The organism is Pseudomonas sp. FW305-3-2-15-E-TSA4 (assembly GCF_058787295.1).
Genome location: NZ_JBYSZP010000002.1, coordinates 352,978 through 379,446, shown reverse-complemented (window position 1 = coordinate 379,446; position 26,469 = coordinate 352,978). Strand labels below are relative to the sequence as shown.

At 55.0% G+C, this 26,469-nt stretch carries 26 protein-coding genes and 1 pseudogene; 6 read left to right on the top strand and 21 right to left on the bottom strand.

Annotation, left to right across the window (positions count from 1 at the left end):
* Positions 1 to 52: 52 nt before the first annotated feature.
* The 3 genes from pvrR to AC3WMV_RS04105 form a co-directional block, all read right to left on the bottom strand.
* A complete protein-coding gene (gene pvrR / locus AC3WMV_RS04115; protein ID WP_103366973.1) occupies positions 53 to 1,240 on the bottom strand; it encodes a response regulator cyclic di-GMP phosphodiesterase PvrR in 1,188 nt (395 codons plus the stop codon).
* Entirely contained in the window at positions 1,227 to 4,037 is a 2,811-nt protein-coding gene (locus AC3WMV_RS04110; RefSeq protein WP_103366974.1) for an ATP-binding protein, read from the bottom strand. Before AC3WMV_RS04110 ends, pvrR begins: the two co-directional genes overlap by 14 nt.
* Before the next feature lie 93 nt (positions 4,038 to 4,130).
* The gene (locus tag AC3WMV_RS04105; RefSeq protein ID WP_103366975.1) at positions 4,131 to 5,135 is read right to left on the bottom strand and encodes a fimbrial protein; all 1,005 of its coding nucleotides are present in this window, start codon (positions 5,133 to 5,135) and stop codon (positions 4,131 to 4,133) included.
* 283 nt (positions 5,136 to 5,418) lie between these two features.
* Here AC3WMV_RS04105 and AC3WMV_RS04100 point away from each other — a divergent pair.
* A pseudogene (locus AC3WMV_RS04100) lies at positions 5,419 to 5,523 on the top strand (low affinity iron permease family protein); the annotation flags it as partial.
* An 88-nt stretch (positions 5,524 to 5,611) separates the two neighbouring features.
* Here AC3WMV_RS04100 and AC3WMV_RS04095 read toward each other — a convergent pair.
* A complete protein-coding gene (locus AC3WMV_RS04095) occupies positions 5,612 to 6,085 on the bottom strand; it encodes a methyltransferase family protein (RefSeq protein WP_103366976.1) in 474 nt (157 codons plus the stop codon).
* A 21-nt stretch (positions 6,086 to 6,106) separates the two neighbouring features.
* Positions 6,107 to 7,000 (bottom strand): NAD(P)/FAD-dependent oxidoreductase, encoded by an 894-nt coding sequence (locus AC3WMV_RS04090; RefSeq protein ID WP_103366977.1) that lies wholly within the window; start codon positions 6,998 to 7,000, stop codon positions 6,107 to 6,109.
* 111 nt (positions 7,001 to 7,111) lie between these two features.
* Here AC3WMV_RS04090 and AC3WMV_RS04085 point away from each other — a divergent pair, with 111 nt between their 5' ends.
* Positions 7,112 to 7,756 (top strand): TetR/AcrR family transcriptional regulator, encoded by a 645-nt coding sequence (locus tag AC3WMV_RS04085; RefSeq protein ID WP_103366978.1) that lies wholly within the window; start codon positions 7,112 to 7,114, stop codon positions 7,754 to 7,756.
* A gap of 647 nt (positions 7,757 to 8,403) precedes the next feature.
* Here AC3WMV_RS04085 and AC3WMV_RS04080 read toward each other — a convergent pair.
* Genes AC3WMV_RS04080 through AC3WMV_RS04070 form a run of 3 tightly spaced genes read right to left on the bottom strand, consistent with a single transcriptional unit; the run spans position 8,404 to position 9,941 of the window.
* Positions 8,404 to 8,691: a hypothetical protein gene (locus AC3WMV_RS04080; protein ID WP_103366980.1), complete on the bottom strand. Its 288-nt coding sequence runs from the start codon at positions 8,689 to 8,691 to the stop codon at positions 8,404 to 8,406.
* Entirely contained in the window at positions 8,688 to 9,401 is a 714-nt protein-coding gene (locus AC3WMV_RS04075; RefSeq protein WP_103366981.1) for a peptidoglycan recognition protein family protein, read from the bottom strand. The genes AC3WMV_RS04080 and AC3WMV_RS04075 overlap by 4 nt, the downstream gene beginning before the upstream one ends.
* A 6-nt stretch (positions 9,402 to 9,407) precedes the next feature.
* Positions 9,408 to 9,941, bottom strand: coding sequence for a PAAR domain-containing protein (locus AC3WMV_RS04070; RefSeq protein ID WP_103366982.1), 534 nt, complete (start codon positions 9,939 to 9,941; stop codon positions 9,408 to 9,410).
* 375 nt (positions 9,942 to 10,316) lie between these two features.
* On the opposite strand from AC3WMV_RS04070, the gene AC3WMV_RS04065 reads away from it, so the two are divergent.
* On the top strand, positions 10,317 to 11,726 hold the full coding sequence (locus tag AC3WMV_RS04065) for a hypothetical protein (protein ID WP_146038471.1): 1,410 nt from the start codon (positions 10,317 to 10,319) through the stop codon (positions 11,724 to 11,726).
* A gap of 132 nt (positions 11,727 to 11,858) precedes the next feature.
* On the opposite strand, the gene AC3WMV_RS04060 is transcribed toward AC3WMV_RS04065, so the two are convergent.
* Together AC3WMV_RS04060 and AC3WMV_RS04055 are read right to left on the bottom strand one after the other, a co-directional pair.
* Positions 11,859 to 12,893 (bottom strand): diguanylate cyclase, encoded by a 1,035-nt coding sequence (locus AC3WMV_RS04060; RefSeq protein ID WP_103366984.1) that lies wholly within the window; start codon positions 12,891 to 12,893, stop codon positions 11,859 to 11,861.
* 139 nt (positions 12,894 to 13,032) lie between these two features.
* Entirely contained in the window at positions 13,033 to 13,653 is a 621-nt protein-coding gene (locus tag AC3WMV_RS04055) for a tyrosine-type recombinase/integrase (protein ID WP_103366985.1), read from the bottom strand.
* A 251-nt stretch (positions 13,654 to 13,904) separates the two neighbouring features.
* Here AC3WMV_RS04055 and AC3WMV_RS04050 point away from each other — a divergent pair, with 251 nt between their 5' ends.
* From AC3WMV_RS04050 to AC3WMV_RS04040, 3 genes are all read left to right on the top strand, one after another.
* Positions 13,905 to 14,459, top strand: coding sequence for a hypothetical protein (locus AC3WMV_RS04050; protein ID WP_178085211.1), 555 nt, complete (start codon positions 13,905 to 13,907; stop codon positions 14,457 to 14,459).
* Between the two features lie 106 nt (positions 14,460 to 14,565).
* Positions 14,566 to 16,305: a hypothetical protein gene (locus AC3WMV_RS04045; RefSeq protein WP_103366986.1), complete on the top strand. Its 1,740-nt coding sequence runs from the start codon at positions 14,566 to 14,568 to the stop codon at positions 16,303 to 16,305.
* Between the two features lie 739 nt (positions 16,306 to 17,044).
* A complete protein-coding gene (locus AC3WMV_RS04040) occupies positions 17,045 to 17,485 on the top strand; it encodes a hypothetical protein (RefSeq protein ID WP_103366987.1) in 441 nt (146 codons plus the stop codon).
* Between the two features lie 153 nt (positions 17,486 to 17,638).
* Here AC3WMV_RS04040 and AC3WMV_RS04035 read toward each other — a convergent pair whose 3' ends face one another.
* From AC3WMV_RS04035 to AC3WMV_RS03985, 11 genes are all read right to left on the bottom strand, one after another.
* Complete coding sequence (locus AC3WMV_RS04035; RefSeq protein ID WP_178085212.1) at positions 17,639 to 17,800, bottom strand: hypothetical protein; 162 nt, start codon at positions 17,798 to 17,800, stop codon at positions 17,639 to 17,641.
* A gap of 201 nt (positions 17,801 to 18,001) precedes the next feature.
* On the bottom strand, positions 18,002 to 18,508 hold the full coding sequence (gene msrA / locus AC3WMV_RS04030) for a peptide-methionine (S)-S-oxide reductase MsrA (RefSeq protein ID WP_027612676.1): 507 nt from the start codon (positions 18,506 to 18,508) through the stop codon (positions 18,002 to 18,004).
* A gap of 207 nt (positions 18,509 to 18,715) precedes the next feature.
* Positions 18,716 to 19,000 carry a hypothetical protein gene (locus AC3WMV_RS04025; protein ID WP_027612677.1) on the bottom strand — a complete coding sequence of 95 codons (285 nt, stop codon included), beginning with the start codon at positions 18,998 to 19,000 and terminating at the stop codon, positions 18,716 to 18,718.
* A 107-nt stretch (positions 19,001 to 19,107) separates the two neighbouring features.
* Positions 19,108 to 19,338 (bottom strand): hypothetical protein, encoded by a 231-nt coding sequence (locus AC3WMV_RS04020; RefSeq protein ID WP_007964939.1) that lies wholly within the window; start codon positions 19,336 to 19,338, stop codon positions 19,108 to 19,110.
* 122 nt (positions 19,339 to 19,460) lie between these two features.
* On the bottom strand, positions 19,461 to 19,691 hold the full coding sequence (locus tag AC3WMV_RS04015; protein WP_027612678.1) for a hypothetical protein: 231 nt from the start codon (positions 19,689 to 19,691) through the stop codon (positions 19,461 to 19,463).
* Between the two features lie 70 nt (positions 19,692 to 19,761).
* Positions 19,762 to 21,387, bottom strand: a complete 1,626-nt coding sequence (locus tag AC3WMV_RS04010; protein ID WP_103366988.1) for an ABC-F family ATP-binding cassette domain-containing protein — start codon at positions 21,385 to 21,387, stop codon at positions 19,762 to 19,764.
* Between the two features lie 144 nt (positions 21,388 to 21,531).
* Complete coding sequence (locus AC3WMV_RS04005) at positions 21,532 to 22,560, bottom strand: DNA topoisomerase IB (protein ID WP_096796534.1); 1,029 nt, start codon at positions 22,558 to 22,560, stop codon at positions 21,532 to 21,534.
* 69 nt (positions 22,561 to 22,629) lie between these two features.
* Complete coding sequence (gene modC / locus AC3WMV_RS04000) at positions 22,630 to 23,709, bottom strand: molybdenum ABC transporter ATP-binding protein (protein WP_097087327.1); 1,080 nt, start codon at positions 23,707 to 23,709, stop codon at positions 22,630 to 22,632.
* Between the two features lie 3 nt (positions 23,710 to 23,712).
* Positions 23,713 to 24,393: a molybdate ABC transporter permease subunit gene (gene modB / locus AC3WMV_RS03995; protein ID WP_097087329.1), complete on the bottom strand. Its 681-nt coding sequence runs from the start codon at positions 24,391 to 24,393 to the stop codon at positions 23,713 to 23,715.
* Positions 24,394 to 25,161, bottom strand: coding sequence for a molybdate ABC transporter substrate-binding protein (gene modA, locus AC3WMV_RS03990; RefSeq protein ID WP_027612682.1), 768 nt, complete (start codon positions 25,159 to 25,161; stop codon positions 24,394 to 24,396).
* A 168-nt stretch (positions 25,162 to 25,329) separates the two neighbouring features.
* Complete coding sequence (locus AC3WMV_RS03985; RefSeq protein ID WP_103366989.1) at positions 25,330 to 26,394, bottom strand: NAD(P)H-dependent flavin oxidoreductase; 1,065 nt, start codon at positions 26,392 to 26,394, stop codon at positions 25,330 to 25,332.
* Positions 26,395 to 26,469 lie beyond the last annotated feature (75 nt).

Below are 26,469 nucleotides of genomic sequence, written 5' to 3'. Positions count from 1 at the left end.
GAACACGGCTGACCTCGATGGCAAGTGGCGGTCGTCCACCGCGTGCTGCGGATCACCAGACATTCGCCGGTCCGTCATGACAGAGCAACTGCTGGAACTGCTCCGAAGACACGGCGTGGGAGATCAGGAAACCCTGGACCTGAGTGCAGTCGATTTTACGCAACAGAGCAAGTTCCTGCGCGGTTTCTACGCCTTCGGCGACCACCGTCAGACCCAGTTGCCGGCCAAGGGTGACAATGCTGGTCAGCGCCTGCGCCAGTTCGGCGTTGCGGTTGCAACCCTGCACCAGCGCGCGATCGATTTTCAGTTCGGTGAAAGGGGCTGAGACCAGGTTCATGTAGGAACTGTAGCCCTTGCCGAAATCATCCTGTGACAGGCCGAAACCCTTGATTCGCAAGCGGCAGGCACCGGCGTAGAAATTGCTGATGTCATCGGGCACCGAGCACTCCATCAACTCGAAACAGATCCGCGCCGGCAGCCCGTTGTGTTGCAGGACAAAAGCGAGAATGCGATCCGGCAGGTCGTGACTGTTGAGCAGGTGCGTCGGCAGGTTGATCGACACCGGAATGTCATAGCCCTGCTGGCGCCATACCGCTTGGGCGGCCATTGCCTGTTCCAGTACCCGCCAGAGCAGGTGCTCTTCGAGATCGCAGGCGATCAGCGCCGGTAGAAATGCGCCGGGCAACAATGTGCCGTGTTCCGGGTGAGCCCAGCGCACCAGTGCTTCGGCGGCGACGATGCGACCATTATCCAGCGCCTTCTTTGGTTGAAACCAGGCCTGCAGCTCACCGTTATCCAACGCCCGTACAAGGCTCTGGCGGTCGATGCCAGCCTGCGCGGCGATCGGCACGTCCTGACGCAGCGCCTGCAACTGGTCGATCAGGCAACGCAGGGCGGCGCTGTTGACCGGTTTGGAAATCAGCCCGATAACTTTGACCTGCAGATTGCTCGCCACCAGGCTCGCGCCCATCAGCATGCGCCGTGAGGCGGCACTCATGATCGCCAGTGCCGGGCGGGAGGACTGCGCGGCCAGGCCCTGAATGAACTGCACGCCGTCCATGCCTGGCATCAGCAGGTCGGTGAGCACCAGGTCGAACTCGCGGTTTTTCAGGCGCCGCAAGGCTTCTTCGCCGTCCCTGGCAAACTCCAGATCGAAGACGCCCAGCTCGTTGAACAGGTTCTGCAAGTACAGATGCTGGAACGGGTGATCTTCGACAATCAGCAGGCTAGGGGACTTCATGGGCGACTCGTTGGTAGGGAGCCAGGACGATCGACAAGGCTCTTAGCGTAAAAGGTTTGATCAGGCAGTGATTCATGCCGGCGGCCAGACACAGCGCCTCTTCGCCGCGCAGGGCGTTGGCGGTGGCGCCGATGATCGGCGTGGTGCAGCCCAGTCTGCGCAGGGCCTTGGCCAGTTCATAACCGTTGAGGCGCGGCATGTTGACGTCGCTGAGCACGACATCAAAGGTGTTGGCCTGCCATAGCGACAAGGCCTCTTCGCCATCGCTGGCCAGCGCCACCGTGCAGCCGAGTTCTTGCAGCTGGTCGCGCAGAATCAACTGGTTGATCGCGTTGTCTTCAGCGACGAGGATGTGCAGGTGCAGCGGCGCCAACGCCTGGGTCTGTGTCTGCTGATGCTCGATAACGGCGCCGCCCTGAGCCTGGCGCACGGCCTGGCGGATTGCGGCCAGATCGTTCAGATTCGCTATCCAGCCGTCGACTGTGGATTGCGGCTCACAGGCACCCGCGCCGCTGGCCAGCACACGTGGCCCTGACCAGCGCAGTTCGCTGCGCTGGTCCATCGGCGCCGGGTATAGCTCAAGCAATACGCCGCCGTCGGCAGGTACTTGACTGGCCGGCGCGCCGACGTGCGGGCGGGCGCCCCAGCGGCGCAGCCAGCCAGCGAGGCTGTCGGCCAGTTCGCGTACTGGCGACACCACGTAAATGATGTCCCCCGCCAGTTTCGGTTGTGTGTCAGGCGGCGTGTTGCCCGAGCGCTGCTCAAGCGGCAAGGTCAGGGAAAAACTGCTGCCCAGCCCCGGTTCGCTGACCATCCGCAGGGTGCCGTTCATCAAATTCGTCAGCCGCAGACAGATCGGCAGGCCCAGCCCGGTACCCGCAATGACGTGGCTGTTGCCTTGGGTCTGGTAGAACGGCTCGAAAATAAACGCCTGATCATCGTGGGCAATGCCGCGCCCGGTGTCCGATACCTGCCATTGCACGCAGACGCGCTCGCCTTCGCGAGACAGCACGTTGACCCGCAGCACCACGCGTCCGGAATCGGTGAACTTGACCGCATTGCTCAGCAGATTGTTGAGAATCTGCCGGACACGACTGATGTCGCCAATCAGGCTGTCGGGCAGTTGCGGATCGAAGCAGGCATACAGCTGCAAACCTTTGCTCTGCGCCGCTGCCGCGTAGCCCTGCACAACCTCTTGGGCCAGGGCGACGATGGAAAAGTCACTGAGTTCCAGCGCCAGTTGCCCGGCCTCGATTTTCGACACGTCGAGCACGTCGCAGATCAATTGCAGCAGGGTCGCGGACGAGCCTTCGATCGCCCGCAAGTAGCTTTTCTGCTGAGTATCGAGCTGAGTGCGAGCGAGCAGTTCGAGAGTGCCGAGCACGCCATACAGCGGTGTGCGGATTTCGTGGCTCATGGTCGCCAGAAACAGGGTCTTCGCTTCGTTGGCGGCATCGGCCGACTGGCGCGCCCGTTCCAGCGCTGCTTCGATCTGCCGGCGCGCGCTGATGTCGCTGAAGGCGCAAAGTAACACGTCTTCGCCCTTGTAGCGGGTCGGCGCGCAGCTCAGGTACAGGTGGCGACCGTCGGCGGTTTCGAAATAATCGGTGAGGCACGGCGATTTATCCGCAAACGCAGCGCGGATCCAGCCAGGCCCGAGTTGCTGGCCGCATTCGCCCAGCCAGTGCCGGGCGAGGGTGTTTTCCAGCACCACTCGAGCATCGCTGCGCCGCAATACGCAGAGCGCCACGGGCGCGGTCTGTATCACGTCGCGGCTGAACAGCTCGCTTTCGACCAGGGCCTGAATCCGCTGCAGGGTCGGCGTGATGAAACGATGTTCCAGACGACGGATCAGCAGCCACACCAGGCTGATGCTCGCCAGACAGAACGCCAGCGCACCGAGCAACTGCGGCCACAAGGCCCACAGCACGGCGAGTAAGTCGATGGAGTAGGTCAGTTGCCAGTCCGACGACTTGAGCTGTTTGCGCAATACCAGTTGCTCGGGCAGCCAGCCGTCGCCGACGAAACCGAAGAAATCCTGCTGACGCAGCAGCGGCAGATTCTGCCCGGGCGGCGGCTTGTGGCTGTTGCTGAATAACGGCATGCCCTGAGAATTGAACATGGTGAACTCGCCGGCGCTGTGGTCGCTCAGCGCATTGGAGACTTCGCGGTCATCCATCTCCAGACCGAGCCAGCCAGAATCGAGGTCGCGCTCATCCAGACGAATGAAGATGTACAGCTGCGAGTGCCCTTGCCAGTTGTGGGTCAGCCAGATCTCTTTCAGGGCACCGTTGTTGTCGCACTTGAGGGTTTCCAGACGATCAAGCATCTCATGCGGAAAGTCGTCGGCCATGGGCGTCGTGTTGTACAAGCGCCAGACCTGGGCATCGGCGCCGCTGCTGACGTACAGCAGATTCAATTTGCGCGCTTGCAGGAAGTCGCGCATGCGCTGGGTCAGCCAGATGCTCCATTGCTTGCCGGGGGGGTGTCCGAGCAGCAGACGGATCTCCTCTTCGGACAGCGGCGCGCTCAGCGCGGTCTGTCGGGTCGCCGACAGACTCAGGCTTTCGAGCAGCGCTTCACGGCCGGTGAAAAACGTGTGCGCCTCGGCGATGGCGCTGCTCATGTAGCTGCGCCGCTGGGAAATTTCATTGTTGAAGGTAAACAGCAGAAAGCTGTACACGCCGCCGAGGATGCCTGCCAGCAATACCAACGCAAAAATGCGCAACAAGCGTCGCGCCGCGTGAGGCGTGGACAGGACAGGGCTGATCTGGTGGAGGTAGTTCTTCAAGCGCATCCCGGCACAGTAGGGCGGGCCGGGCACGACGAAAATCAGACGATTCCTAAAGATGGGGCGCGAACAATCGGCTGTGGCAACGCGTTAATGGATTCACAAGTAACTCATGACAAAGGCAATTGTTGCGTTGGCTGTTCCGGCGCGCATGCCCTTGTCAAACCCGCCATTGCCAGCTGTTTCAGCAATGCGAAAGTATCGAGCGCTGAGGGGGATCTTCAAGTTACCTCCCGCAGCGGGATAGTCCGTGAACACATAGCTTTGATGTAAAACGAGCGGGGTCCCATCACTATTGAGTATTTGCAAAGCCACACCCTGGGCAGTTGAATCTGCACTCAACTTTACGATGCCCCTCGTGGAGTTTTGCGAAGGAGACGTCAGGGTAGGCTTGAGCATATAAGTTACTTTATTTATGCCTGACGGACAGTTGTTAAGGTTGATGTCAAATTTGATCGGCTCAGAATAGGCGCCGTTTTGGCCAAAGCTACTCATGTCATGCGCCCCCATGTCTACTTTGATGTCAGGCGTTTCACAGGATTGAGGCACAATCGTTGTGCCATTGGTCGCCATTGCGAGTGGTGACACTCCATCTGCATGAAAAGTCCCAAGTGTTCCTGCCGGGATTTTCTGTACATCGATTACATCCGCTATTTTGAATAGTCGTAGCACATGTCTTGTGGTGTCCCATCCGTATCCGCCCGCTTCCCGCTGAATGCCTGGATAAATGGGTATGGTTATGTTGTCTTTGAAAGACCACTGCCATGCAAGTCCAGTGTTTCCTATCGCGTAAACAAGGTCGCCCGATTTAGACACGCCGACGTTGTTCAAAACACCATATGAAAACTCGTTAGTGCATTTGTATGAGCTGGGCGTAGGGCCGAGTGTGATTGGCGGACTTTCATATATTAAGGTGCCGTTAGGTGTGTCACGAGGAATGGAAAGTGTAGCGGGTACTTGCATAGTGAGAATTGTTTGATGATGTTTTGGGTAGAACGAGCAATTAGCCGCGCCAGCGTAGCTGGACGCGAAGAGCAGCGTCAGGCACAGCGTGTGAATCAATTTCGTGATCGGGGTAGGGCGCTGGGGCTGGAAACGCTTCATGAAAAGGGCTTTACGTATCGGCCAATGAGCGGCGTACGTTAGCCGCGACACACAACGCTGGACATCAGGCAATTCCTAGAAAACAATCGTCCCCTTGCACCGTATTACCGCGTTCGCGGGCAAGGCTCGCTCCCGCTTTGACTGCGTTTTTCCCTGCATGAACACGTTCTCTATAGGAGCGAGCCTGCTCGCGAAGGCAGGCGCCCACGCAATAAAATTCAGCTCACTGGTCAAATAATTACCTAGCCCTCTAACTATTACGTTGACATTCGCTGCCTAGGCAGTGCCGTACTTCCATTACAACGACACTTGGCAACTGATCATCAACACTTCCACAACGATCATCACCTTCCTGATGGTGTTCCTCATTCAGAACACACAGGGCCAAAAGCGGCCCTTGGTTACTTACTAAATCAGGGCCCATTGGAAGGTCGGTTTCGGTTGTCAAAATCCCGCAGGCGGCAGCTCCTGAATAATCAGAGCCAGCGGCGAACCTCAGCCTTGTAGCGTCGGTACTCGTCGCCGAACTTCGCTTCGAGATAGCGCTCCTCGCGAGCGATTACGTGCCTCTGGATCACGATCAGCACCAACGGAAGCAAAGCCAAGGCGATCGCTCCGTCGAAGCCGACAGCAATGCCGGCATAGACAAGCGCCATGCCGAGATACATCGGATTGCGGGTCCACCGATAAGGACCGGTCGATGCTATGAAGGTCGTTGGTCGCGACGGCGGAACGTGGGTGCCCAGGCGTCGGAAGAGCCCCACCGCCGCAAGCATCGTCGCCGCGCCGGCAGCGAACAGCAGCGCGCCCGTCGCGACCAGCCACCACCGGTCGATGCCGAAGGAGAGCGGGGCGACGAACCGCTCCGCCGCCAGCCCCAACAGCAGCGCTCCCAGATAGATGAAGGGCGGAGGGAAGCGCACCCCCGCGCTGTCTGGTTCGACGGCCATGTTCATCTCCTCTCTATGCGCTCAAGCCAGCATCGACTGCTGGGCGAAAATACCCGCCATCGCGCCCTGCGATGATGCCTGGGTGACCGAGGGCAACATGGGAGTGGTGAGATCGCCGGCGGCGTAGATACCGGGCGTGCTGGTTTGGCGACGCTCGTCGACCTTGAGCACGACGCCGGTGGGCGTATCCATCGTGGCAAGGCCCAGCGACTCATGCAGGTTCGCGGACGGCTTGTTGCGCGGATGAGCAAACAGGATATCGACCGCGACAGTGGAGCCGGTGTTGAGATTGACCGTGGCGATATGCCCCTGGTGATGGGCGATCTCGACGATCCGCCCTTCGACGACAGGTATGTTGCGGTGCGCCAGATCGGCCTGGATATCAGGCGCAATGTCGTGACCATCGGCAAAGACAGTCAACCTGTCGGTCCAATCGAGGAACAGCCTGACCTGGTTGTACGATTGCGGGCCGGACCAAACGAGGCCCCAATGCTGGCCGGCGGCTTCAAAGCCGTCGCAATAGGGGCAGGGAACGATGGACGTGCCCCAACTCTCGGCATAGCCTGGAACATCAGGCATCTGGTCGGTGACGCCATAGCTCAGGATCACGCGGCGGGCCCGTAGGCTTTCGTGATCGTCAGTGACAACGCAGAAATCGTCGATTACGCCAGAAATTTTCTCCGCTCGGGCAGTGACCAGCCTGACCGTTGGATAGCGCGCCAGCTGCTGCCTCGCCGCAGCCAGTATGTCCAGCGGCGGCGTGTGATCGTGACCGAGCAGACCATGCGAATGGCCGGCAAAGCGGTTACGCGGTCGGCTGGTATCGAGAACGATGACCTTGCGACGGGCACGGCCGAGCTGCAAAGCTGCGGCGAGACCTGCAAAACTTCCGCCGATGATGATGACGTCATTCATTGTGATGGGCTCCGCTGAAGGGCCGGTTGTAACCTAGCCGTTGGATTGCAATTTTAAGATACTGAATGGTATCGTAGACCTTAATTTAAGATACTGTAAAGTACCAATATTATGACTGAAACCATTCAGGGCCGGCGCGGCCGACCCACCAACGAGGCGCTTGCCCAAACGATACTCGACGCCGCGAGCGAGCTTTTTGTGGAATTGGGTTTTCAAGCGACGACGTTGGACAAGGTCGCCCAGCGGGCGAAGATATCCAAGCTCAGCATCTATAGGCGCTTCGAGAACAAGGAGGCGCTGTTCAGCGCAGCCATCGCGGCCGGCTGCCAGCAGTCGTTTGCGCCACAGGCCCTGCTTGAAGGTGCCGAAGGTTCGGTGGAAGACCAACTTATGGCAGTGGGAACATCTCTACTGCGCACGCTGTTGAGACCAGACGTCAGCAGTATCGAAGCCATGGTTATGGCCGATAAAACTAGCCAAAACGACTTGAGCAGGCGCCACTACGAAGCCGGCGCCGCCCACGTCATCGCCGACATCGAGGTCCTATTGCGCCAGCTTCACGCGAAGGCGCTCCTCAACGTACCTGATCCCCACCAAGCCGCCCGTTTGTTTGCCGCGTTATTCAAAGGGTCCGATCTACTGATGATCGCCCGCTTCGATTTGGCGAGAGCAGAGGGCGAAATTGAATCCTATTGCCGGTCGGCCGTCGCTATGTTCATCGCCGCGCACGGTCGCAGCGACACTGTGGGTGGATAGTATTTAATTGCTCTGGAGCAGCTTGGCCTAGCATTGGATTTGCGCTTCAGGGTTCGCAACGGGATCACAGGATGCGTCCGATAATTGGCGTAAGTACTCAGCATCGTAGCCTGAGTCTACCATAGATTCGTAGACTCCTTCAAGCTGCTGTCTCTGGCCAAGAGCGGCTGTTATTGGCCGAAGGCCTCCGTTAGTGAGCGGCAGCTATCGGCCAAAAGCGGTCGCTTGAGAGCGGCACCTTCCGGCCAATAGCAGCTATTCAATGACGTCTATCAAAATTAACCAATTAATGATTATGTTTCAATGCAGGTGCTGACATGAACCCGTTTCAGCCGAAGATGTATAGGCAGTCGTCAATGTGTTCCAATTCCTGTTGGGTGTATCGGGCGTTGCAATATTGCCGAATATCCTCCAGTACTCCCCTGATAGGAACTTGCTGCGATGGGTCTTCAATCAACTCAATTAAGAGCTGATAATCAGGGGCTACCCCTTTGAGGTACTTTACTACTAACTCTTTGACTGCTGTTCGAGCTTGCTGGTCGGTTAGCATTGTTTCTCTGGCAAAACAGCCGCCCCCTTTGTCGTAATCGGTAATAGTCGTCAGATGCGTTTCAGAGCCATCTCCGGTTTACATGGACGAATTACGATTACCTTTGTTTGCATTTTTCAAGCTCGCTTTGACTTTTCAATGTCGTATCTACGCCAAGCCGATACTTGCAATAATTAATGACCAAGCTTCGCTCTGCCTCGCTTAGCTCACTCAAATTTTTATCATCTGATTCGTACGCGAAAATATTTTCAAATTCTATCTGAAATGTGGGGCTCTTTTTAATAAAGAAAACTTTTTCCGGATAAGCGTCCTCCATCTTTTCGTAAAATCCTATATAAAGTATGGCGACAATCGTGGTTGATAATATGATTAGCAGCGATTTCATGATGAAGGCGGTCGCAAAAGTTTGGTTTTAATCCGAAGGTTTCTAACAAGCTCCATGCCAATATTACCAGGGCAAATTTTTCCTTCGCCGGCTTGCATGGGGAATTCACGGTGCCCACCTAACGTCGTCACCCTGAAAACGCTGGTCAGGGCCTGAATCAACGTCAGAAGGGTATCAATTTGCATGGCAGGAATTTTCTGGTCCATGTTGCCGTTGATGCTTTCGAGGGCTTGGCGAGCCAAAGCGACCATATCGCCACCCTCTTCGGCGGTTGTCAGGTTTTCTAGCAAAACGATACCAATCACACCTGTGTTGTAGTTATGTACGCTTGATCCCTTGAATCGTATGTCGCGTCCTTCAAAGACTTTACCCGTACAATCGATGCCATAGTGATAGCCGATATCATCAAACTTAGCCTGATGCTCATTCTGAATCGCCCGCATTTGTCCTGCACCAGCACCGCAGCTAACACTTCGTCCCGCGTGGTGAAGGGCGATCATCGAGTAGTCCCAATCATCCACCATTTCACCTTTTGCTTTGTGCGCTCCCCATGATGACCGCTCTACAAATTCGCACTTGTTTTTGCTGAGTAGTCTGATGATCGCTTCTCTAGTTGCAGCTCTATCGTTGACGGTGATAGTCGTGGGAGCAACTGGCACACCTGGTTTGACTTCAGTCGCTTTTGCTTCAGTAGTAAATTGTTCAGCCATTCTGAGTCAGTCCGTTAATTCGTTAAGCGTCCGAGCTGGAGAATTGAAATCAATGCTCATGGAAATATTGGCATCTTTGACCGGAGTTTTGATCTTCGCTATCCCTGCGCTGTCGGTAACACCTGTGATCTTTTGACCATTGACCGTGGCAGTGAAATTTCTTCCGACTAGAGGTTGACCAGTCTCGCTATCAACGATGCTGAAGGTATGCCCATAGGTTTTCTGCAGTAAAAGCGGGAGTGGAGGCGTGAATGGTGCAGGAGTATGGGAGTCGCCGATGATCACCGTACCCGAGCCACCAATAACTACGTCGCCGTGTGTGCCGACGGTTCCCACCAGAGCGGCATTCTTGCCATTGATGAACACCGTCGCAGACACTGCCGAGTCCAAAGCGCTGCCGCAGGTGCAAGTGTCGCCTTTCGTCGCAGCTGCGAGGCCGTCGAAAAACACATCGGGAGATCCGGACGCAATGGCTTTGGGCCCGTGCCCAGGCATAGGGCAACTGGTGGGATCAGTTATGCGCGCAGCTGGCTTTGCCATGTATGACTTCCTGTCTACGATTTTTCCAAGGGCGACTGTATCAGAGTTGCGTAGAACAGTGGCTCAAGGCATTGCTCTGGTTGGCATTTCGGCAACCGCTTTGAATCGCCTCTGGTTAGGCAGATGTCGATGAGCGTCAGCTTTCGGCCAAAAGCGGACGTTGCCAAGCGGCCTCTATCGTCCAAAAAACGCTCACTCAACTGGGCTTTTCGTGCCTCAGGCAAACTGTCTGGGCGAGTGCTTGATCGCGTTATTCCTCCCAAAATGACTGGTATGCGAGTGGGAGCCATTGCTCTCGACAGAAGGTACGATAAGTCTATAGACACTAGTGATATCAGAATGCTAGCTTCACGTTCCTAATATGGAGATGGGCCTGTGAGCATAAAAGTATGTTTTCCGCTGAATAATAACATCACCAGTGAGGATGTATTTCAAGAGTGCATTAATTGGATTCTGGATTCTCCGTTTACTGAGTTTGCGCAAGAAGAACTAACTCAGCTATCAAGTGGCGATGACTTCAATTACTCAAAAAATAACGAGCTTATCGAGTTCTCCCGTTCTGAGGCACCAGGTCTTTTCGTATCTTCATTACGCTATACAAAATCAACTGAAATCGCGCAGTGGATTACGGAAGTTTCATCTAGAATGGAACATGGAGAATATTGGATCAACGTTGTCGCCAGTATAGTTACAAACACCGCCTCAAAAGAACCACCCGAAATCAAAAAGCCGTTAATCATAATTCGGTTAATTAGCCGATTTGGCGGGGGTGATGACGGTGGCGTACCAATCAGTATAAACCCCATTCTTTTAGATGAAAGTAGAAACGGTAAAGAAATTGCGGCGGCGGTCATAAACTCTAACAACAGCTGCACTTTGCCTATTGTTTATGTGAGTTCGACCAACAACAACCGCCATACAATTATACCCGATAGACTTGCTAGGGCCTTAAGCGGAATGGCTCATGTGGTTATCGAGCCAAACAGAGCTTTTTCTCACAGCCTTAGAAAAGAAGTTTCCTCGCGCAATGTTTATGGTGGAGTCGTAGGCATCTACTGGCCCAAAGGAAGTGGCGTAACACTTTTTAGAAGAGATACAACTGAAATAAAGGCTTTTGAAAAAGATATCTTCAACACTATTTGCGATGCTTTATCAGTTCTGATCTCACCCAAAAAATGCAGTTGGGAAGAAGTTATACACGTCAAAAACAGAAACGCTATTGAACATTTAAAGCGGGAAGGTTCGAACGTAACTGAAGCTAAAGAAATCGTATTATTGTATGAAGCTGAGTTAGCAGAGAAGACCGACAACATTCAAACCCTCAATCGCGAAATCGATCGATTAAGTGCGTTGCTTAGGATTCGCGAAGCGAAGACCCCAGTCCAAGGGGGAATACTTATTAATACTGGGGACGAAGAAGACTATTTCAATGATGAAATACTCGCTTTAGCTCTGCACGCAATAAAAGATCACCTTAAAAAAAGCGTACATCCTAATTCAAGGCGCGAACATATTCTTACGGCTATTCTAAACAGCAACAGCACCGAAGATCTACACGAGCAGAAGACAAAGACGCTCAAGGAGGTGCTTCGTGACTATCGCGATATGAACAAGAGAGTAAAGGATACATTTGAAGACCTTGGTTTCTCTATCACCGCCGATGGAAAACACTGGAAAGTGACCTATCAAGATGATGAGCGCTATACTTACGTTCTTCCAAAAACGGCTAGCGATCATCGAGGTGGTTTAAACGCTGCCGCAGACATCGCGAATATTGTTTACTGATTTGGCGCAAGCCAAAAACAAACGCAGGTAGGGTAGATCGTTGGCAAGCGGGAAACTCTTAAACAAGAGTTACGCGGACGTCTGCTCACGGCCAAATCCAGCCATCCGTGCGCGCCTATAAAAGTCTGGAATTCACTTTTCCCTACAAATGGCCACTTGATTACGGCCACGGTCCTTCGCCAGATATAACCCCTTGTCAGCAAGCTCGATCAGCAGCTTGCTGCTTTCTAAATTTATGGGTGCAAAAGTAGCGAGTCCAATGCTCACCGTAACTACCGAATCAGTAGTTGGTGAACAATGCGGTATTTTCAGCAACTCCACATTTTCACGTAGTTTTTCCGCAATGACAACGGCCTCTGCTAAGGACGCCCCTGGCATGATTGCTGCGAATTCTTCTCCCCCGTATCGTGCTGGCAAATAACTCTCGTCGATTATTGTGTCCCGCACTGCGGCTGCAACACTTTTTAGTGCCTCGTCACCAGCCAAATGCCCAAAGCTATCGTTGAAGAGCTTGAAAAAGTCGACGTCAATCATCAATAAAGATATCTCTAGGTGTTCATTGCCAACGCGTCCCCACGCGGACTCTAAAAACTCGTCAAAATGCCTACGATTTGAGAGCCCAGTTAAACCATCAGATTTTAATAGCCTTTGCAACTTGTTATTCGCACGCTGCAAAAATAAGTTCGTATCTAATAGCTGTTGCTGACTAACTCTCAAGGCACGATATGCTCGATCTAGCTGTATCGTGGCATTAAACGATCGGGAGTGATGTCGAAGGCGAGCTGCAAGCTCTATGGGGTCAGGTAGTTTAACAATGTAATCGCTATAGCCTGCTTCAAAGGCGCGACTCTTTGTAGCTGGCTCTTCTTTGGTGGATAAGGCAATTATCGGTATATTTCTCGTATTTAGATTCTCTTTATAAGCTTTTATCAGCGAGAAACCGTCAATCCCTGGCATGACAAGATCTTGAAGAATCACTGTGGGTTTTATTTTTTCGGCTTCAATAACGGCCTGCATCGCATCAGCGCAGTAGTGAAACGCTATATCGCTTTTACCAGCTAAGTTACGGCGCACGGCCTCTCCAATCATTGGTTGATCATCAACTACCAAAACGATGACCGAGCCAAGGTCGCTATTTGATAACAGTTGAGCAGGTATTTCATCCATGTCGTGCCTCGCTAGATATTTCACAGCCTGCTTGAAAAAGGACGTACCTTTCGTTATGTATAGACTACAGTTTAGTAGGTTTCTACATCCGCTTATGGCCGGTTAGCGACGGTCAGGATTCAACCGTCGCTAGGCATGTTCAAACCTCAGTCTGTTCCGCCATCTCCAAGGCGTCATCGACTTCAATTCCCAGATATCGAACGGTGCTCTCCAGCTTCATATGGCCGAGCAGTAGTTGAACCGCTCGCAGATTCTTCGTTCTGCGATAGATCAGCGATGCCTTCGTACGCCTCATTGTGTGAGTGCCATACATGGCTGGGTCAAGGCCAACGGCCTTCACCCAGCCTTTGACAATACGCGCGTATTGACGTGTGGATAGATGGTCTGAGGTATGCAGTTGGCTCGGAAAAAGGCAGTCCTCGCTACGGAGTTGGGCCTTATGTATCCAGGCCGCGATAGCAAACCGTGTTTGTTCGGTGATCTCGAACTGCACTGGCCGCAGCGTCTTCTGCTGCATCACCATGGCTCGTGGTGATACGTGCTCACCATGGGCGACGTCGCGTACACGAAGCTTGATTAAGTCGCAGGCTCTAAGCTTGCTGTCGATGGCCAGATCGAAGAGCGCAAGATCACGGGTTCGTTCTGCAATTTGAAGCCTTACCCGGATCGCCCAGATATCTCTCAATCGGAGTGGGGCTTTCTGCCCGACCAATTTTCCTTTGTTCCAGGGCTGACGGCTGAAGGTGGCGATGATGCTCATGACAGGTCCTCCTCGTGTCGAAGGACAAGGATGGCTGACCAGAGGAACGGTCGCTAACCGCCCAGAAGCAATCGGTGGACAGAATAGTGGCAACTGGCTGCCATCCTGCTACCCTGAATCTTTACTGTAATTAAGCTTTGTGCCCATGTGGCACTTAAATTCGATAAATAGTCGAACGCGGACAATCTAAAAACGATATAAAACATTTATACAAAAAACATAGAAAAAGCAACTAGGTCTAGGAATATATAATGCCGCTAAATCATTCATCGCAGTATGCAGAGCTTACGAGCAAGCATTTCGAAGCTATTGGAAAACTAACAGTTGAGTGGTCAAATATTGAGTTTCTACTTGGTGTGCTATTGTCTCGCCTTTTGATAACGCCGGAGTTCTTGGCTCGCACTTACACGGATCAAATATCTGGAGCAAAGCGGCAAGAAGCAATAAATGAGGCCTGCAAGCTTCATAGCTACCGTTACAACTACCAGCTGATAAGCGAGGAACTAATCCAAAAGATTTTAGACGCAAATAATAAAATCACACCACTTAGGGCCGCCAGAAACAAATTCGCACATTTTTGCTGGTCGCGAAGTACTGATGAAGAAATCTTCGGCACAAATTTTTCTGGTGGTGTTCCTGAGGGGAATAAGTACAAAAAAAGCTTTGTTTCATTCACAGTGTCGGAGCTTGATGAGCTTCACAAAAAAGCATACGCAATTGTAGATTTGTTATCAGACATAACTCAGAAGCTTCCGGCGATGGAAGAGGAAGGCTTAAGTCGCAAGGTTAGATTCCCCGGAGAGTGATAGCCGTTGTAGGCATATTAAGTCATCACTGTCCCGAGCCGTTTCCGCATGAGCCGCAGGCTCGCGGAGATGAGAAATAATAATTTAGTCAAGGGAGTGAATTTGTATGATCAAAAGAATTGAAAAGATCACCATAACCAATGTTAAGGGGATCGAAAACTCTGTTTTTGATGTTCAGCTTATTCCAAACAAGCCAACACTCATTATCGCTCCCAACGGTTTCGGAAAAAGCTCCATTGCTGCCGCTTTTCGCTCCCTGCGTTTGAAAAAGATGGAGCTGGATAAGGACGAACGCCACAAGGGGGATGAAGACCTTCACCCATCTCTTAAAATCAGTTATACCATGCAGGATGGAAGCAAGACTGAAAAAGAAGCGAACCATACGAAAAATGAACTAGCAGCGATATTTGGCGTTCATGTGATCAATAGCCAGCTGGTTTCAAAAGCAAAAAAACTCAAGATTTCGGGCGTTAACATTGTAACTTCCTCAATCGAGGTTACTCCAGTCGTACTGATCAAAAATATTCCTCCAAAAGAAAAGTTTAGCTACAACTTCGCAGCAGCAAAAGCTGGCTTCGGAAAAAACGGGAAAGTGTTACCAAACATATCCACCCTTCTCGCAGACAACCGTTTGATGGCTAAAATTTGGAATCAGATCGAGTTTGCTAAACAGGAGCAGGTCGGTGTTAAGAAGGCGATAAAAGCTCTACAAGATGAGATCAACGCTAAAACTGGAAGCTCGGATAAAATTCTTGCCAGTATTGAAAATGAAACAATTCAAGCGGTGTCAGCCATTGACTTTGTTAGATGCACTTTGACAGCCTTCACGGAATCCGGATTAAACCACGCCTCGCAAATTGAGGCCATCCTCGCTGCATTACAGATTGGTGATATTCACGCCAGCGACAAGGTTGCCTTTAAAAAGGCAGGGGAACGAGCTAACTATGCGTTCGAAAAAGCGGCCTACGTTGAGGACTTCAGTGCGCTGAAAGGCACTTGGCGTAATATTCACCCAAAGGAAACAGCGGATGGACTTGTGATTGCCTTTCCGAAGGCAAATCAGATTTCCAATGGGGAACGAGATATTATTTGCTTTGTAGCACAGTTGAAAAAAGCCAAATTGCAGCTCAAGAAAAACAAGGCCATTATATTGGTCATTGATGAAATATTTGACTACCTAGATGATGCCAATCTGGTTGCCTGTCAGTATTATCTGACCCAAATTATTGCCGAATTGAAATCTGAAGGGCGCCAAATTTTTCCTTTGATCATGACTCATTTAAATCCTGGACTCTTCAGGAATTTTACTTTTAGTGATCAAAAAATTTGCTACCTAAACAAAAGTGCCATTGCGGACAAAACGGTAGAAAGCATAATTTCTAAACGAGATGACTCCACCATATCGGATGCGATTTCGAAATACTTTCTGCACTTCCATACTGACGATATTGACCTATGTAACGAGTTTCTGGCCCTTGGGCTCCCCGCTGGAGTGGCCAAGGCGTCTCAATTTTCAGTGCATTGTGCTAGTCATATTCAGAGGTATATTGAAGGTAAAAATTTTGACCCCCTTGCAGTTTGCAGTGGCGTGCGTCGTCAGGTAGAGCAATCGAGCTTCGATTTATTAGCGGAAGAGTCCCAAGAAGAGTTCTTATCCACAAACAAAACTGTCAACAAGTTACAATTCGCACAATCTGTGGGAGTCACTGTTCCTGAAGTCTACTTTTTGCTGGCGGTAATCTATAACGATGCGATGCATGTCAGGCCCAACCAAGATAATTTTTCCGGATTAGGAGCGAAACTGGCTAATTTAACTATCAAGCACATGATTTCCACATTGATTTAGCCGAGGTCTCATAAGCCAGTGGCATGCTTCGGCGAATCCGCTCTTGCCAGGCGGATAGGATGGCCCTGAGTGGCTGTCATCAGTCGCGTGCCGATGTCCGCTTTTGGCCGAAAGCTGCCGCTCACGAAATGCCGATTTTGGCCGGAAGGGGACATTCAGGAGTGCCAGACTCTGGTCGATGCAGGCCGTTCCTGGAGTGTTTTTTCCTGGATACACACGCCGCGACAACGTGAATTCTGTTCCGCAATTTTTTGAACAGCTACGAATTTATTGGCTCTCAAGGGTGCCAGAAACCTATTCCTGCGGAAAAATTAAATCCATAAGTAATTGATTTTATTATATAAAGATCCGGACTTAAAATCCCCCGCTCGTAAGGGCGTGCCGGTTCGATTCCGGCTTCGGGCACCATCTTAAATCAAGGGTTTGCGGGCGAAAGCTGAGACAAACCCTTGTTTGTTTCCGGATTGCCATTTTTAACTGGCTCCTCATCAATTCCTTGCGTTTCTGCGCGCAGAGACCGTTGGTCACTTCTCGATGCAACCAATCCTGCAAGCGTCTACGTTTGTGGCTTGGTCGAAGATATCAAAAGTCATTGAGTGAACATTTTAGCTTGACCCGGTGGCGTTGATATCAGAATGGATCTTGATCATGGCGCGGTGCATCGCCCAGGCGATGGGCATTCAGACGGCCTGTCTGTTACGCCAGACCCGCCATTTTTGACGTGTTAAGGAGAACACCGATGGCAATCAATCAAGTGCACGCAGCAACCGATAAAACCGCTCTCGTCGAAGCCGAGGTGTACCGTTGGTACAATCTCTTCTTTCCGTGGTCGCGCGGTATGTCTTCCCGGTCGGAGGGCGCCATCAAGCCTCTGTACGATGCGTTGGCGAATGACTTCCGTGTGGTACTCACCGATGGACAGATCATGAGCCGGGCGGACTATTGGGAGCGACTTTGGGGCTTGTATGGCAAGCGTGCTGGAAGCCCTGAATCACACATCACCAACCTCTCGATCACAGCGCTTCCCGGGGACTGTTTCCTGGCCGTCTTCGACCTTGTCAAAGACGGGATTACCAAGAAGAAAGTCGATTCGGCGCTTATGCGCGTCGACCAGGCCTCGCCATCCGGAATTTCATGGGTTTATGTCCATGAAAGCGAGCACAAGAGGAGTCTGGCGTAAGTCACTTGAGTTGCACTCTCGTGGCCAAGAAGCCTGGATGTTTTTAACGTTGACGAATAATCAGGCCCAGCCCCGCGCTGGGCTTTTTTGTATCTGCTGTTCGGCCAGAAAACAAAAAGCCCAGGCATGCCCGGGCTTGTCAGGGAAAAACACTCAGCGCGAATCAGCCTCTTTTGCAGCCTGGGCGTTTGATCGTTCCTTGCGCCTGCGCAGCCAACTGAAGAATGCATGTACCGGGTGTAAAAACGCAGCCAGTACGCACAGTAGCATGATGGTGAAAATGGCAATCAGCGGGAGGCTTTCGTGCGAGAACATGGTGGGGTACTCCTGTAGGCACTATGTTGGAACCTGCAGGCTAGACGCATTGAGCCATGCTTGCGATGAACGTATGTTCATCCTCGGGCGCTTGAACTGTGCTACGGAGGGCTCACCAAAATGATCAGTTCCAGAAGTGCGCGAGCGCAGGCCTTCAGTAAAAGCCAGCGCTGTGCGTGGAGTGATTACGCAGGTGTGTTATTAGCTGCGCTTGGGCAGCTTCCAGTTTGGGCGGATGAAATGGCAGGTGTAACCGTTCGGGATCCGCTCCAGGTAGTCCTGGTGCTCAGGTTCAGCTTCCCAGAAGGGGCCCGCCGGTGCGATTTCGGTGACAACGCGTCCCGGCCACAGCCCGGAAGCGTCAACATCCGCAGCAGTGTCTTCGGCGATGTCACGTTGTTGTTCATTGAGATAATAAATCGCCGAACGATAGCTGGGGCCAAGATCGTTGCCTTGACGGTTGGGCGTACTCGGATCGTGGATCTGGAAGAAGAACTCGAGGATCTGCCGGTAGCTGATCACCGCCGGGTCGAAAACGATCTCGATGGCTTCGGCGTGGTTGCCGTGGTTGCGGTAGGTGGCGTTCGGTACATCGCCGCCGCTGTAGCCGACTCGCGTCTGCAACACGCCGGGATAACGCCGCAGCAGGTCCTGCATGCCCCAGAAGCAGCCCCCGGCGAGAATCGCGGTTTCGGTTTGTCCGGTCATGATTTTTTGCCTCTCGGTGACTGTGGATACGGTTCTGGTTATGAGGGCGCGTTGGCTATTTGCAAGCTTGCCTCAGGGCTACGGGCTGCTCGAACCGGAGTTTTCAACAAAAAGCCCTGACGATAAGGCCAGGGCATTGATGGGTTCGAGCGGTGAATTCGGGACAATTCACGTCGAGTGATGGACTTTAAACACGACATCAATCGGTTATACGAACGCTTGCCCGAAAAAGCCCCTTGGCAGGCGCTGCGGCCCGGCCAGCGCGGTCAGGCGTTCGATCCACTCCGAACGCCAGTTCGACGCACCATGATCAGCTTTGGTGTGGCGCGCTGCGCGGCGTGCGGCATTGCGCTGGGTCTTGCGTGCTTCTTTGTAGGCGTCTGTGTTGCGGCAGCTGCGGCATTTGACGCGATTGAGTTCCAGGCTTGAGGCAAGGTTGTCGCCCTTGTGACCACAAGCCAGATGTCCGTCTGTTTTGAAATGGATAACCATGAACCGTCTCCTGGGTGACGTGTACAGGTTTTGACCGCCCACACCTCGGGGCGTTCGGTACATCGGCCAGACGGTACGCCGGTTAGCTGTCGTTTATCGCGGTGCAGTCATCTGAAACGCGGCAGTGGCCGCTCGACCGGTTGTAGCGAAGACAGGGTGCTGCGGATCAGCGGTGTGTCTTTTTCGATGTCGTTCAGTCGGTCGCGGATGCGCAGCGCAGTCGGATGGCCGCCTTGATGGTCGACCCAGTCGGCGATTTCCTTGCAGGCCGCGGCAAGTCGCGCCTGACGAGAGTCGAGCAAGGTGAGGAGGGTGGTGATGGACTCTTTTTCGGACATGGAACACCTCCGTTCAGACAAACCGTTGAGAGGCAGCAAAAAGCCCGCGGGCTGCGAGCTCTCTGCCGTTGGGGCGCTGGTCCGTCAGCTGCTTTGAGTATAGACCCCGCCTGTCAATTGCATCAGCCGGCCGATTGTCGCGCCGGCAGCGGCGAGCTGGCCGCATTGAGCCGTCGGCATTCGCGTCGGGCATCTTCCTCAAGATCGTAGCCGTCGCCGATGAAGCCGCCGGTGCGGGTGTCGTTGATCCGAAACCAACTGCTGGCCTCAGCGGGTTCATGCTTACTTTCCCCGGCGCGGCGGCCGTGAATGATGATCTTGTTGCAGCGCTTCACGACAAATATGTCTTCCATGGCGTCACCACAGCAAATGGGTGTCAGATCAACTATAGAAGCCTTGGCCAATCGTGCAAAAAATAGCCAGTCAGTTCGTCGGTTGCAGCCGCCACTCTGTGGCATGCCAATCTAGACGATGCGTCGGTTTCAACGCCTGTAGAAACTCAGTGTCGTGGGAAACCGCAACAATTGCGCCGGGAAACGTCTGCAATGCCTGCTCGAAAGCCTGAACCGATGCCAGATCCAGATGATTGCTCGGCTCATCGAGCAGCAACAATTGCGCAGGTGTCTTGCCCCACAAGGCCACCGCCAGCGCGGCTTTCAAACGTTCTCCACCGCTCAGTGAAGCGCTCGGTCGAGTGACCCGCTGCGCGTCCAGTTGCAGATGCGCCAGATGGCTGCGCAATTCGCTCTCACTCAACGGACTCTGCAGCGCGAGCAGTTGCTCGATGACGCTGAGACGGTCATCCAGCAGCTTCAGATGCTGGTCCAGATAAGCCGCAGGAACATGGGTGATGCATTCGCCGCTGGCGGGATGCGTTTGACCTGCGAGCACTCTGAGCAACGTCGATTTGCCGCAGCCATTCGGACCAATGACGGCGACGCGCACAGGACCGCTCAGCGTGAGATTGAACGGTTGCGCTGGCAGCCATGGCACGCACGCATCAATCAGCGTACAGACTCTGCGCGCAGCAGGCACTGCGCTGCGGGGCAGGTTCATCAGCACCGCATCATCCGCGAGCACTTTGGCATAGGCATCGCGCACCCGTGCATCAAGCTCCGATTTGCGCTGCTGATGACCATTACGCACCTGGCCCATGATCTGCCTCGCCGCACCTTTGAGGCCGGCGCGTTCGAAGCCCGAGACGTTGGCGGTTTTGGCATTGCGCAGTGAGCGGGCGGCATGCCGCTGGATGGTGTCGTGCTCGTTTTGCAAGCGCTGCTGCTCGCGCCGGCGCTCGGTTCGGCTTTGATCCAGCGTCGCTTGCGCCGCCGCCTGATGGATCTGTCGTTGCTGCTGGTAAGCGGAAAAATTGCCGCCGTACACCGTGACACCCAGCGGCGTCAGCTCGACGATACGCTGCATGCGCTCAAGCAATTGCCGGTCGTGACTGACGACGATCAATCCGCCGCGCCAGCGTTCCAGTTCGCTCATCAACCAGTCGCGGCCGGGGCCGTCGAGATGGTTGGTTGGTTCATCCAGCACCAACAGATGCGCCGGATTCAGAAGCGCCCCGATCAACACCAGCCGCGCTTGCTGGCCGCCGCTCAGCGGTTGGGTCAGATCGGTGGGAGCAATGTCCGGCAGACCGGCGTTATCCAGCGATTGGCGCAGACGTTCGGGCAGATCCCAGCGCTCGCCGAGGATGTCGAAATCTTCTGCTGCCGCCTCGCCAGACTGCAGCCGTTGCAATGCGCGAAGGGCGGCGGCGGTGCCGGTGGCGTCGGCCACGGTCTGCCGCGCATCGGCGGTGAATGTTTGCGCCACATAGGCCAATGGCACCGAGCAGGTGACGCTGCCGACAGTTGGTTGCAAGTGCCCGGCGATCAGCTTGGCCAGCACGCTTTTACCGACGCCGTTGCGCCCGACGATGGCGGTGTGGGTGTGATCGAATTGCAGATTCAGGTCGTTGAAAATCGTCTCGCCATTAGCGAACTGAAAACTGGTTTGATTCAGGGAGACGAGGGCAGGCGTACGCGAGACGTGAGTCATCGGCACCTCCGAAAAATGTCGTGAAGACTGACAGGCGCTATTCAGCGCTTATCGCGATTACATTTTCAGAAGGCTTGATTGTTCACTGTCTGCGGTCGTCCTGAAGGGGAAAGGTGGCTAGCCTAGATCACCCATCCGCCGCGATCAAGACGCGTCCATCATTTGCTCGAGAAACATCGCCAGCGCCACTTCCTCGGAGCGCAAGCCCTTGCGCACCCTCGGGCGTGGCAGTTCGGCCAGCGCACCGAGCAGGAAGCGCTCGACCACGGCTGGATGGATGTAGCACTTGCGGCACACCGCCGGGGTGTTGCCCAGCTGTTTGGACACGCTCTTGACCATCTCCACCACATGCCGTTTCGCCTCGGCTTCCGACTCCCATTGCAGTTCGCGTAATACCGCCAAAGCCAGTGCGCTGCCGGCCCAGGTGCGGTAATCCTTGGCAGTGAAGTCGGCGCCGGTGAGGGTTTGCAGGTAGCTGTTGACGTCATGGGAACTGACGGTGTGCCGCTCGCCGTTTTCGTCCAGATACTGGAACAAATTCTGTCCGGGGATTTCCAGGCAGCGCTTGATGATGCGCGCCAGGCGACGATCCTTGACGGTGATCTGGTGTTCGATGCCGCTTTTGCCGCGAAACTGGAACAGGATCGCGCTGCCGTTGACCTCGACATGTCGGCTGCGCAGGGTGGTCAGGCCATAGGAGCGGTTGTCCCGCGCGTATTGGGTATTGCCGACACGAATCAATGTGGCGTCGAGCAGCGTGATGACCGTGGCCATGACTTTGTCGCGGCTGAAGCCGGGTGCGTCCAGCAGGGTTTCAAGCTGTTTGCGCAACTTCGGCAATGCCATGCCGAACTCACGCAAGCGCGAGTACTTGTCGGCATCGCGCACCTCGCGCCAGCGCGGGTGATAGCGATACTGCTTGCGGCCCCGGGCATCGCGTCCGGTGGCCTGCAAATGGCCACGCGGATCGGCGCAGATCCAGACATCGGTGTAGGCCGGCGGCACTGCCAGCGAATTGATCCGTTTGATCTCATCAGGGTCGGTAATGCGCTGCCCGGCCGGATCGAAATAGGCGAACTTGCCACGCAGCTTTTTACGGGTGAGGCCGGGTTGGGTATCGTCGACGTAATGCAGGTCGGGCGGTAAGACGTCGGCTAGTGCGGTGTCGGGCATGGCGGTGTCCTTGGCGAATCGCTCTGTTACAGCGATTGACCGCGCGCCATGGCCGTCGTGCCAACCAATTCAGGCCAGCACGGCGACGGCCTTGATCTGCGCCCATAAATGCTGGCCCGGGTGGATGCCGAGCTGATCCCGGGAAAACCGCGTGATCCGCGCTAGCAACGGTGTGCCGCCGGCATCCAGACGAATCAGCACATGCGCGGCGTTGTCCGCCGCCAGCTCGCTGACCACGGTCACCGGCAAGCGATTGAGGATGCTGCTGGCCTCGCTGTTGTGCAGGGCCAGACTGATGTCGCGGGCGTGCACCTTGCAGCGCAGGGCCTGACCGACCGCCATCGGCGCGTGAGTCACCCGGATGTTCATGGCAGTCGCCGGCAATTGCAGACTCAGCAACTGGTACTCGGCATCGTAGGCGCTGACCTGGCCTTCGATGATTACACCAGCGTCATCGCCCAACGCCATTGGCAGGTCAAGGCGCGCGAGGGTTTCGCCAATCGGGCCGCTGGCCAGGGCCTTGCCGTCGCTGAGCAGCACCAGATGATCGGCCAGGCGGGCGACCTCATCCTGCGCATGGCTGACGTAGAGCACCGGGATGTCCAGCTCGTCGTGCAGACGTTGCAGGTATGGCAGGATTTCATTTTTACGCTGACTGTCGAGGGCGGCCAGCGGCTCATCCATCAGCAACAGTTTCGGGCTGGTCAGCAACGCGCGGGCGATGCCGACACGTTGGCGTTCGCCGCCGGACAGATGCTGCGGATGACGCTCCAGCAAATGACCGATGCCCAGTAGTTCGGTGGCTTGCGCCATGTCGACCCGGCGCTGGGCCTTGGCAATGCGTTTAAGGCCAAATTGCAGGTTGGCCAGCACTGACAGGTGCGGAAACAGACTGGCTTCCTGGAACACGTAACCGATTGCACGTTTGTGCGGCGGGACAAAAATCCGCCGTTCGCTGTCCTGCCAGACTTCGTCGTTGATCTGGATGAAACCCTGCTCGGCTCGCTCAAGCCCGGCGATACAGCGCAGGCAAGTGGTTTTGCCCGATCCGGAATGGCCATACAGCGCAGTCACGCCACGCCCCGGCAAGTGCAGATCGACATCCAGGTTGAAACCCGGATAAGTGATTTTCAGACGTGCATCAATCATCGATCAGCTCCAACCCGCGCGGGTCTTGCGGCTGGAGTAGAGCGCCAGCAACACCAGAAACGAAAACACCAGCATCGCCCCGGCCAGCCAATGGGCCTGGGCATATTCCATCGCCTCGACATGGTCGTAGATCTGCACCGAGACCACGCGGGTCTTGTCGGGAATGTTGCCGCCGATCATCAGCACCACGCCGAATTCACCAACGGTATGCGCGAAACCGAGGATCGCCGCCGTCACAAAACCGGGGCGGGCCAACGGCAGGATCACGCTGAAAAAAGTGTCCCAGGGATTGGCGCGCAGGGTCGCGGCCACTTCCAGTGGGCGGGTGCCGATGGCGGAGAACGCGTTCTGCAACGGTTGCACCACAAACGGCATGGAATAGATCACCGAACCCATCACCAGCCCGGTAAAACTGAAGGTCAGAGTGCCCAGACCCAGCCATTGCGTGAAGTGGCCGAGAAAGCCATTGGGCCCCATCGCCAGCAGCAGATAAAAGCCGATCACGGTCGGCGGCAGTACGAGGGGCAGGGCGACGATTGCGCCGATGGGGCCACGCAGCCAGGAACGGCTGCGCGACAACCACAGGGCAATCGGCGTGCCGACGACCAGCAGGATAGCGGTGGTCAGGGACGCCAGTTTCAGGGTCAGCCAGATCGCCGCGAAGTCGGCACTCGTCAGCGACATTTAGAGCTGGTAACCGTAGGACTTGATCACCGCAGCGGCTTTCGGACCCTTGAGGTATTCAACCAGCGCTTTGGCGGCGGCGCTGTCCTTGCCTTTGTTGAGAATCACCGCGTCCTGTTTGATCGGGTCGTGCATGCTCGCTGGAACGATCCACGCCGAACCGCTGGTGACCTTTCCGTCCTTGTAGATCTGCGACAGTGCGACAAAACCCAGTTCGGCGTTGCCGGTGGACACAAACTGGTAGGCCTGGGTGATGTTCTGGCCTTCGACGATCTTCGCCTTGGTCGCCTCAGTCAGATTGAGTTTTTCCAGCACTTGAGTAGCGGCCAGACCGTATGGCGCGGCTTTCGGATTGGCGATGGACAGGTGCTGGTATTCATTCTTCTTCAGGACTTCACCTTTGGCGTCGACATAACCATCTTTCGCCGACCACAGGGCCAGGGTGCCGATGGCGTAGGTGAAGCGCGAACCCTTGACGGTGTCGCCTTCTTTTTCCAGTTTTTCCGGCGTGGTGTCGTCCGCCGAGAGGAACACTTCGAACGGTGCGCCGTTTTTGATCTGGGTGTAGAACTGGCCGGTGGCACCGTAAGCGGCGACCAGTTTGTGCCCGGTGTCTTTTTCGAAATCGGCAGCAATCGCCTGGATCGGCGCGGTGAAGTTGGCGGCAACGGCCACCTGCACTTCATCAGCCTGAGCGGTACCGAAGGCGAATACCGAAAGCAGGGTGGCCAGGCAGGTTGGGGCAAAACGTGGGGCACGAATGGTCATGTAACAGCTCCGTTATGGGCGAGTGCAGAGGGCAGTTATTGTTGGAGGTGGACTGCACCGATGCGAAGGGTGGAACGCTATATAGCGAAATATATAGCGAAATGCCGCTAAACAGGAAGTGCTGGTGAACACAGGGTGAGGTGGTGCCATGTCTCACCCTGCGCCGGATCAGCGGCGGAGCAGTTTTCCCAGTGCGCCATCCGCCAGTTGCCGGGTCAGATCAGCGCTGTTCAGCTCTTCGCCCAATGGGAACGCCTGACCGGCCCAGAGGTTGCTGAACTGCGCTTCACTTTTGGCACGCAACGGTATCAGCGCCCCGCCGGCCAGCGGGAAGGCCGGAGCTTTCGGTGACATCGGGCCGATTTCGCGCATCACCCGATTGAGAATGCCGCGAGCCGGGCGGCCGGTGAACAGGTTGGTAATCGCAGTTTCACTTTCCTTGGCGCTGCGCAGCGCCTGGTGATGCGAGGCGCTGACTTTCGCTTCCGGGGTGAACAGATACGCGGTGCCGACCTGCACCGCTGACGCACCGAGTACCAATGCTGCGGCGACACCGCGTGCATCGGCAATGGCGCCGGCAGCGATCACCGGCACCTTGACCGCATCGACGATCTGCGGCACCAGCGCAAAGGTGCCGACCTGACTGCTCAAGTCATCGCTGAGAAACATCCCGCGATGCCCGCCAGCCTCGTAACCCATGGCGATGATCGCGTCGCAACCGTTTTGCTCAAGCCATATCGCTTCATCGACAGTGGTGGCGGACGAGAGGATTTTCGCGCCAGTGGCCTTGACCCGATCCAGCAGGGATTTTTCCGGCAGACCAAAGTGAAAGCTCACCACCTCAGGACGAAACTCTTCGAGCACGGCGCACGCTGCCGCATCGAATGGCGCGCGGTTGGAAACCGGTGTCGGTGCGTCGAAATCCACGCCCAATTCGCGGTAGTAAGGCTCCAGCAGGTTTTTCCAGTCTTGCGCGCGCTGTTCATCGGCGGCCGGTGGCTGGTGGCAGAAGAAATTGACGTTGAACGGTTTGCGGGTGTGCTCGCGAATGGTCTTCAGCTCTTCGCGCAACTGCTCGATGCTCAGCATTGCGGCAGGCATCGAACCCAAGCCGCCGGCGTTGCACACGGCGATCACCATTGCCGAAGTCGTGGCGCCGGCCATCGGGGCCTGAATGATCGGCAGCTCGATGCCGAGCAGGTCAAGAATGCGAGTGTCAGGCCATTGGCTCATGAAAGCGGTTCTCCGAACGATGAAACGGGGCAGGGACGGCAGAGCCGGTTTTTTAACAGCAAAACCGGACTCGGG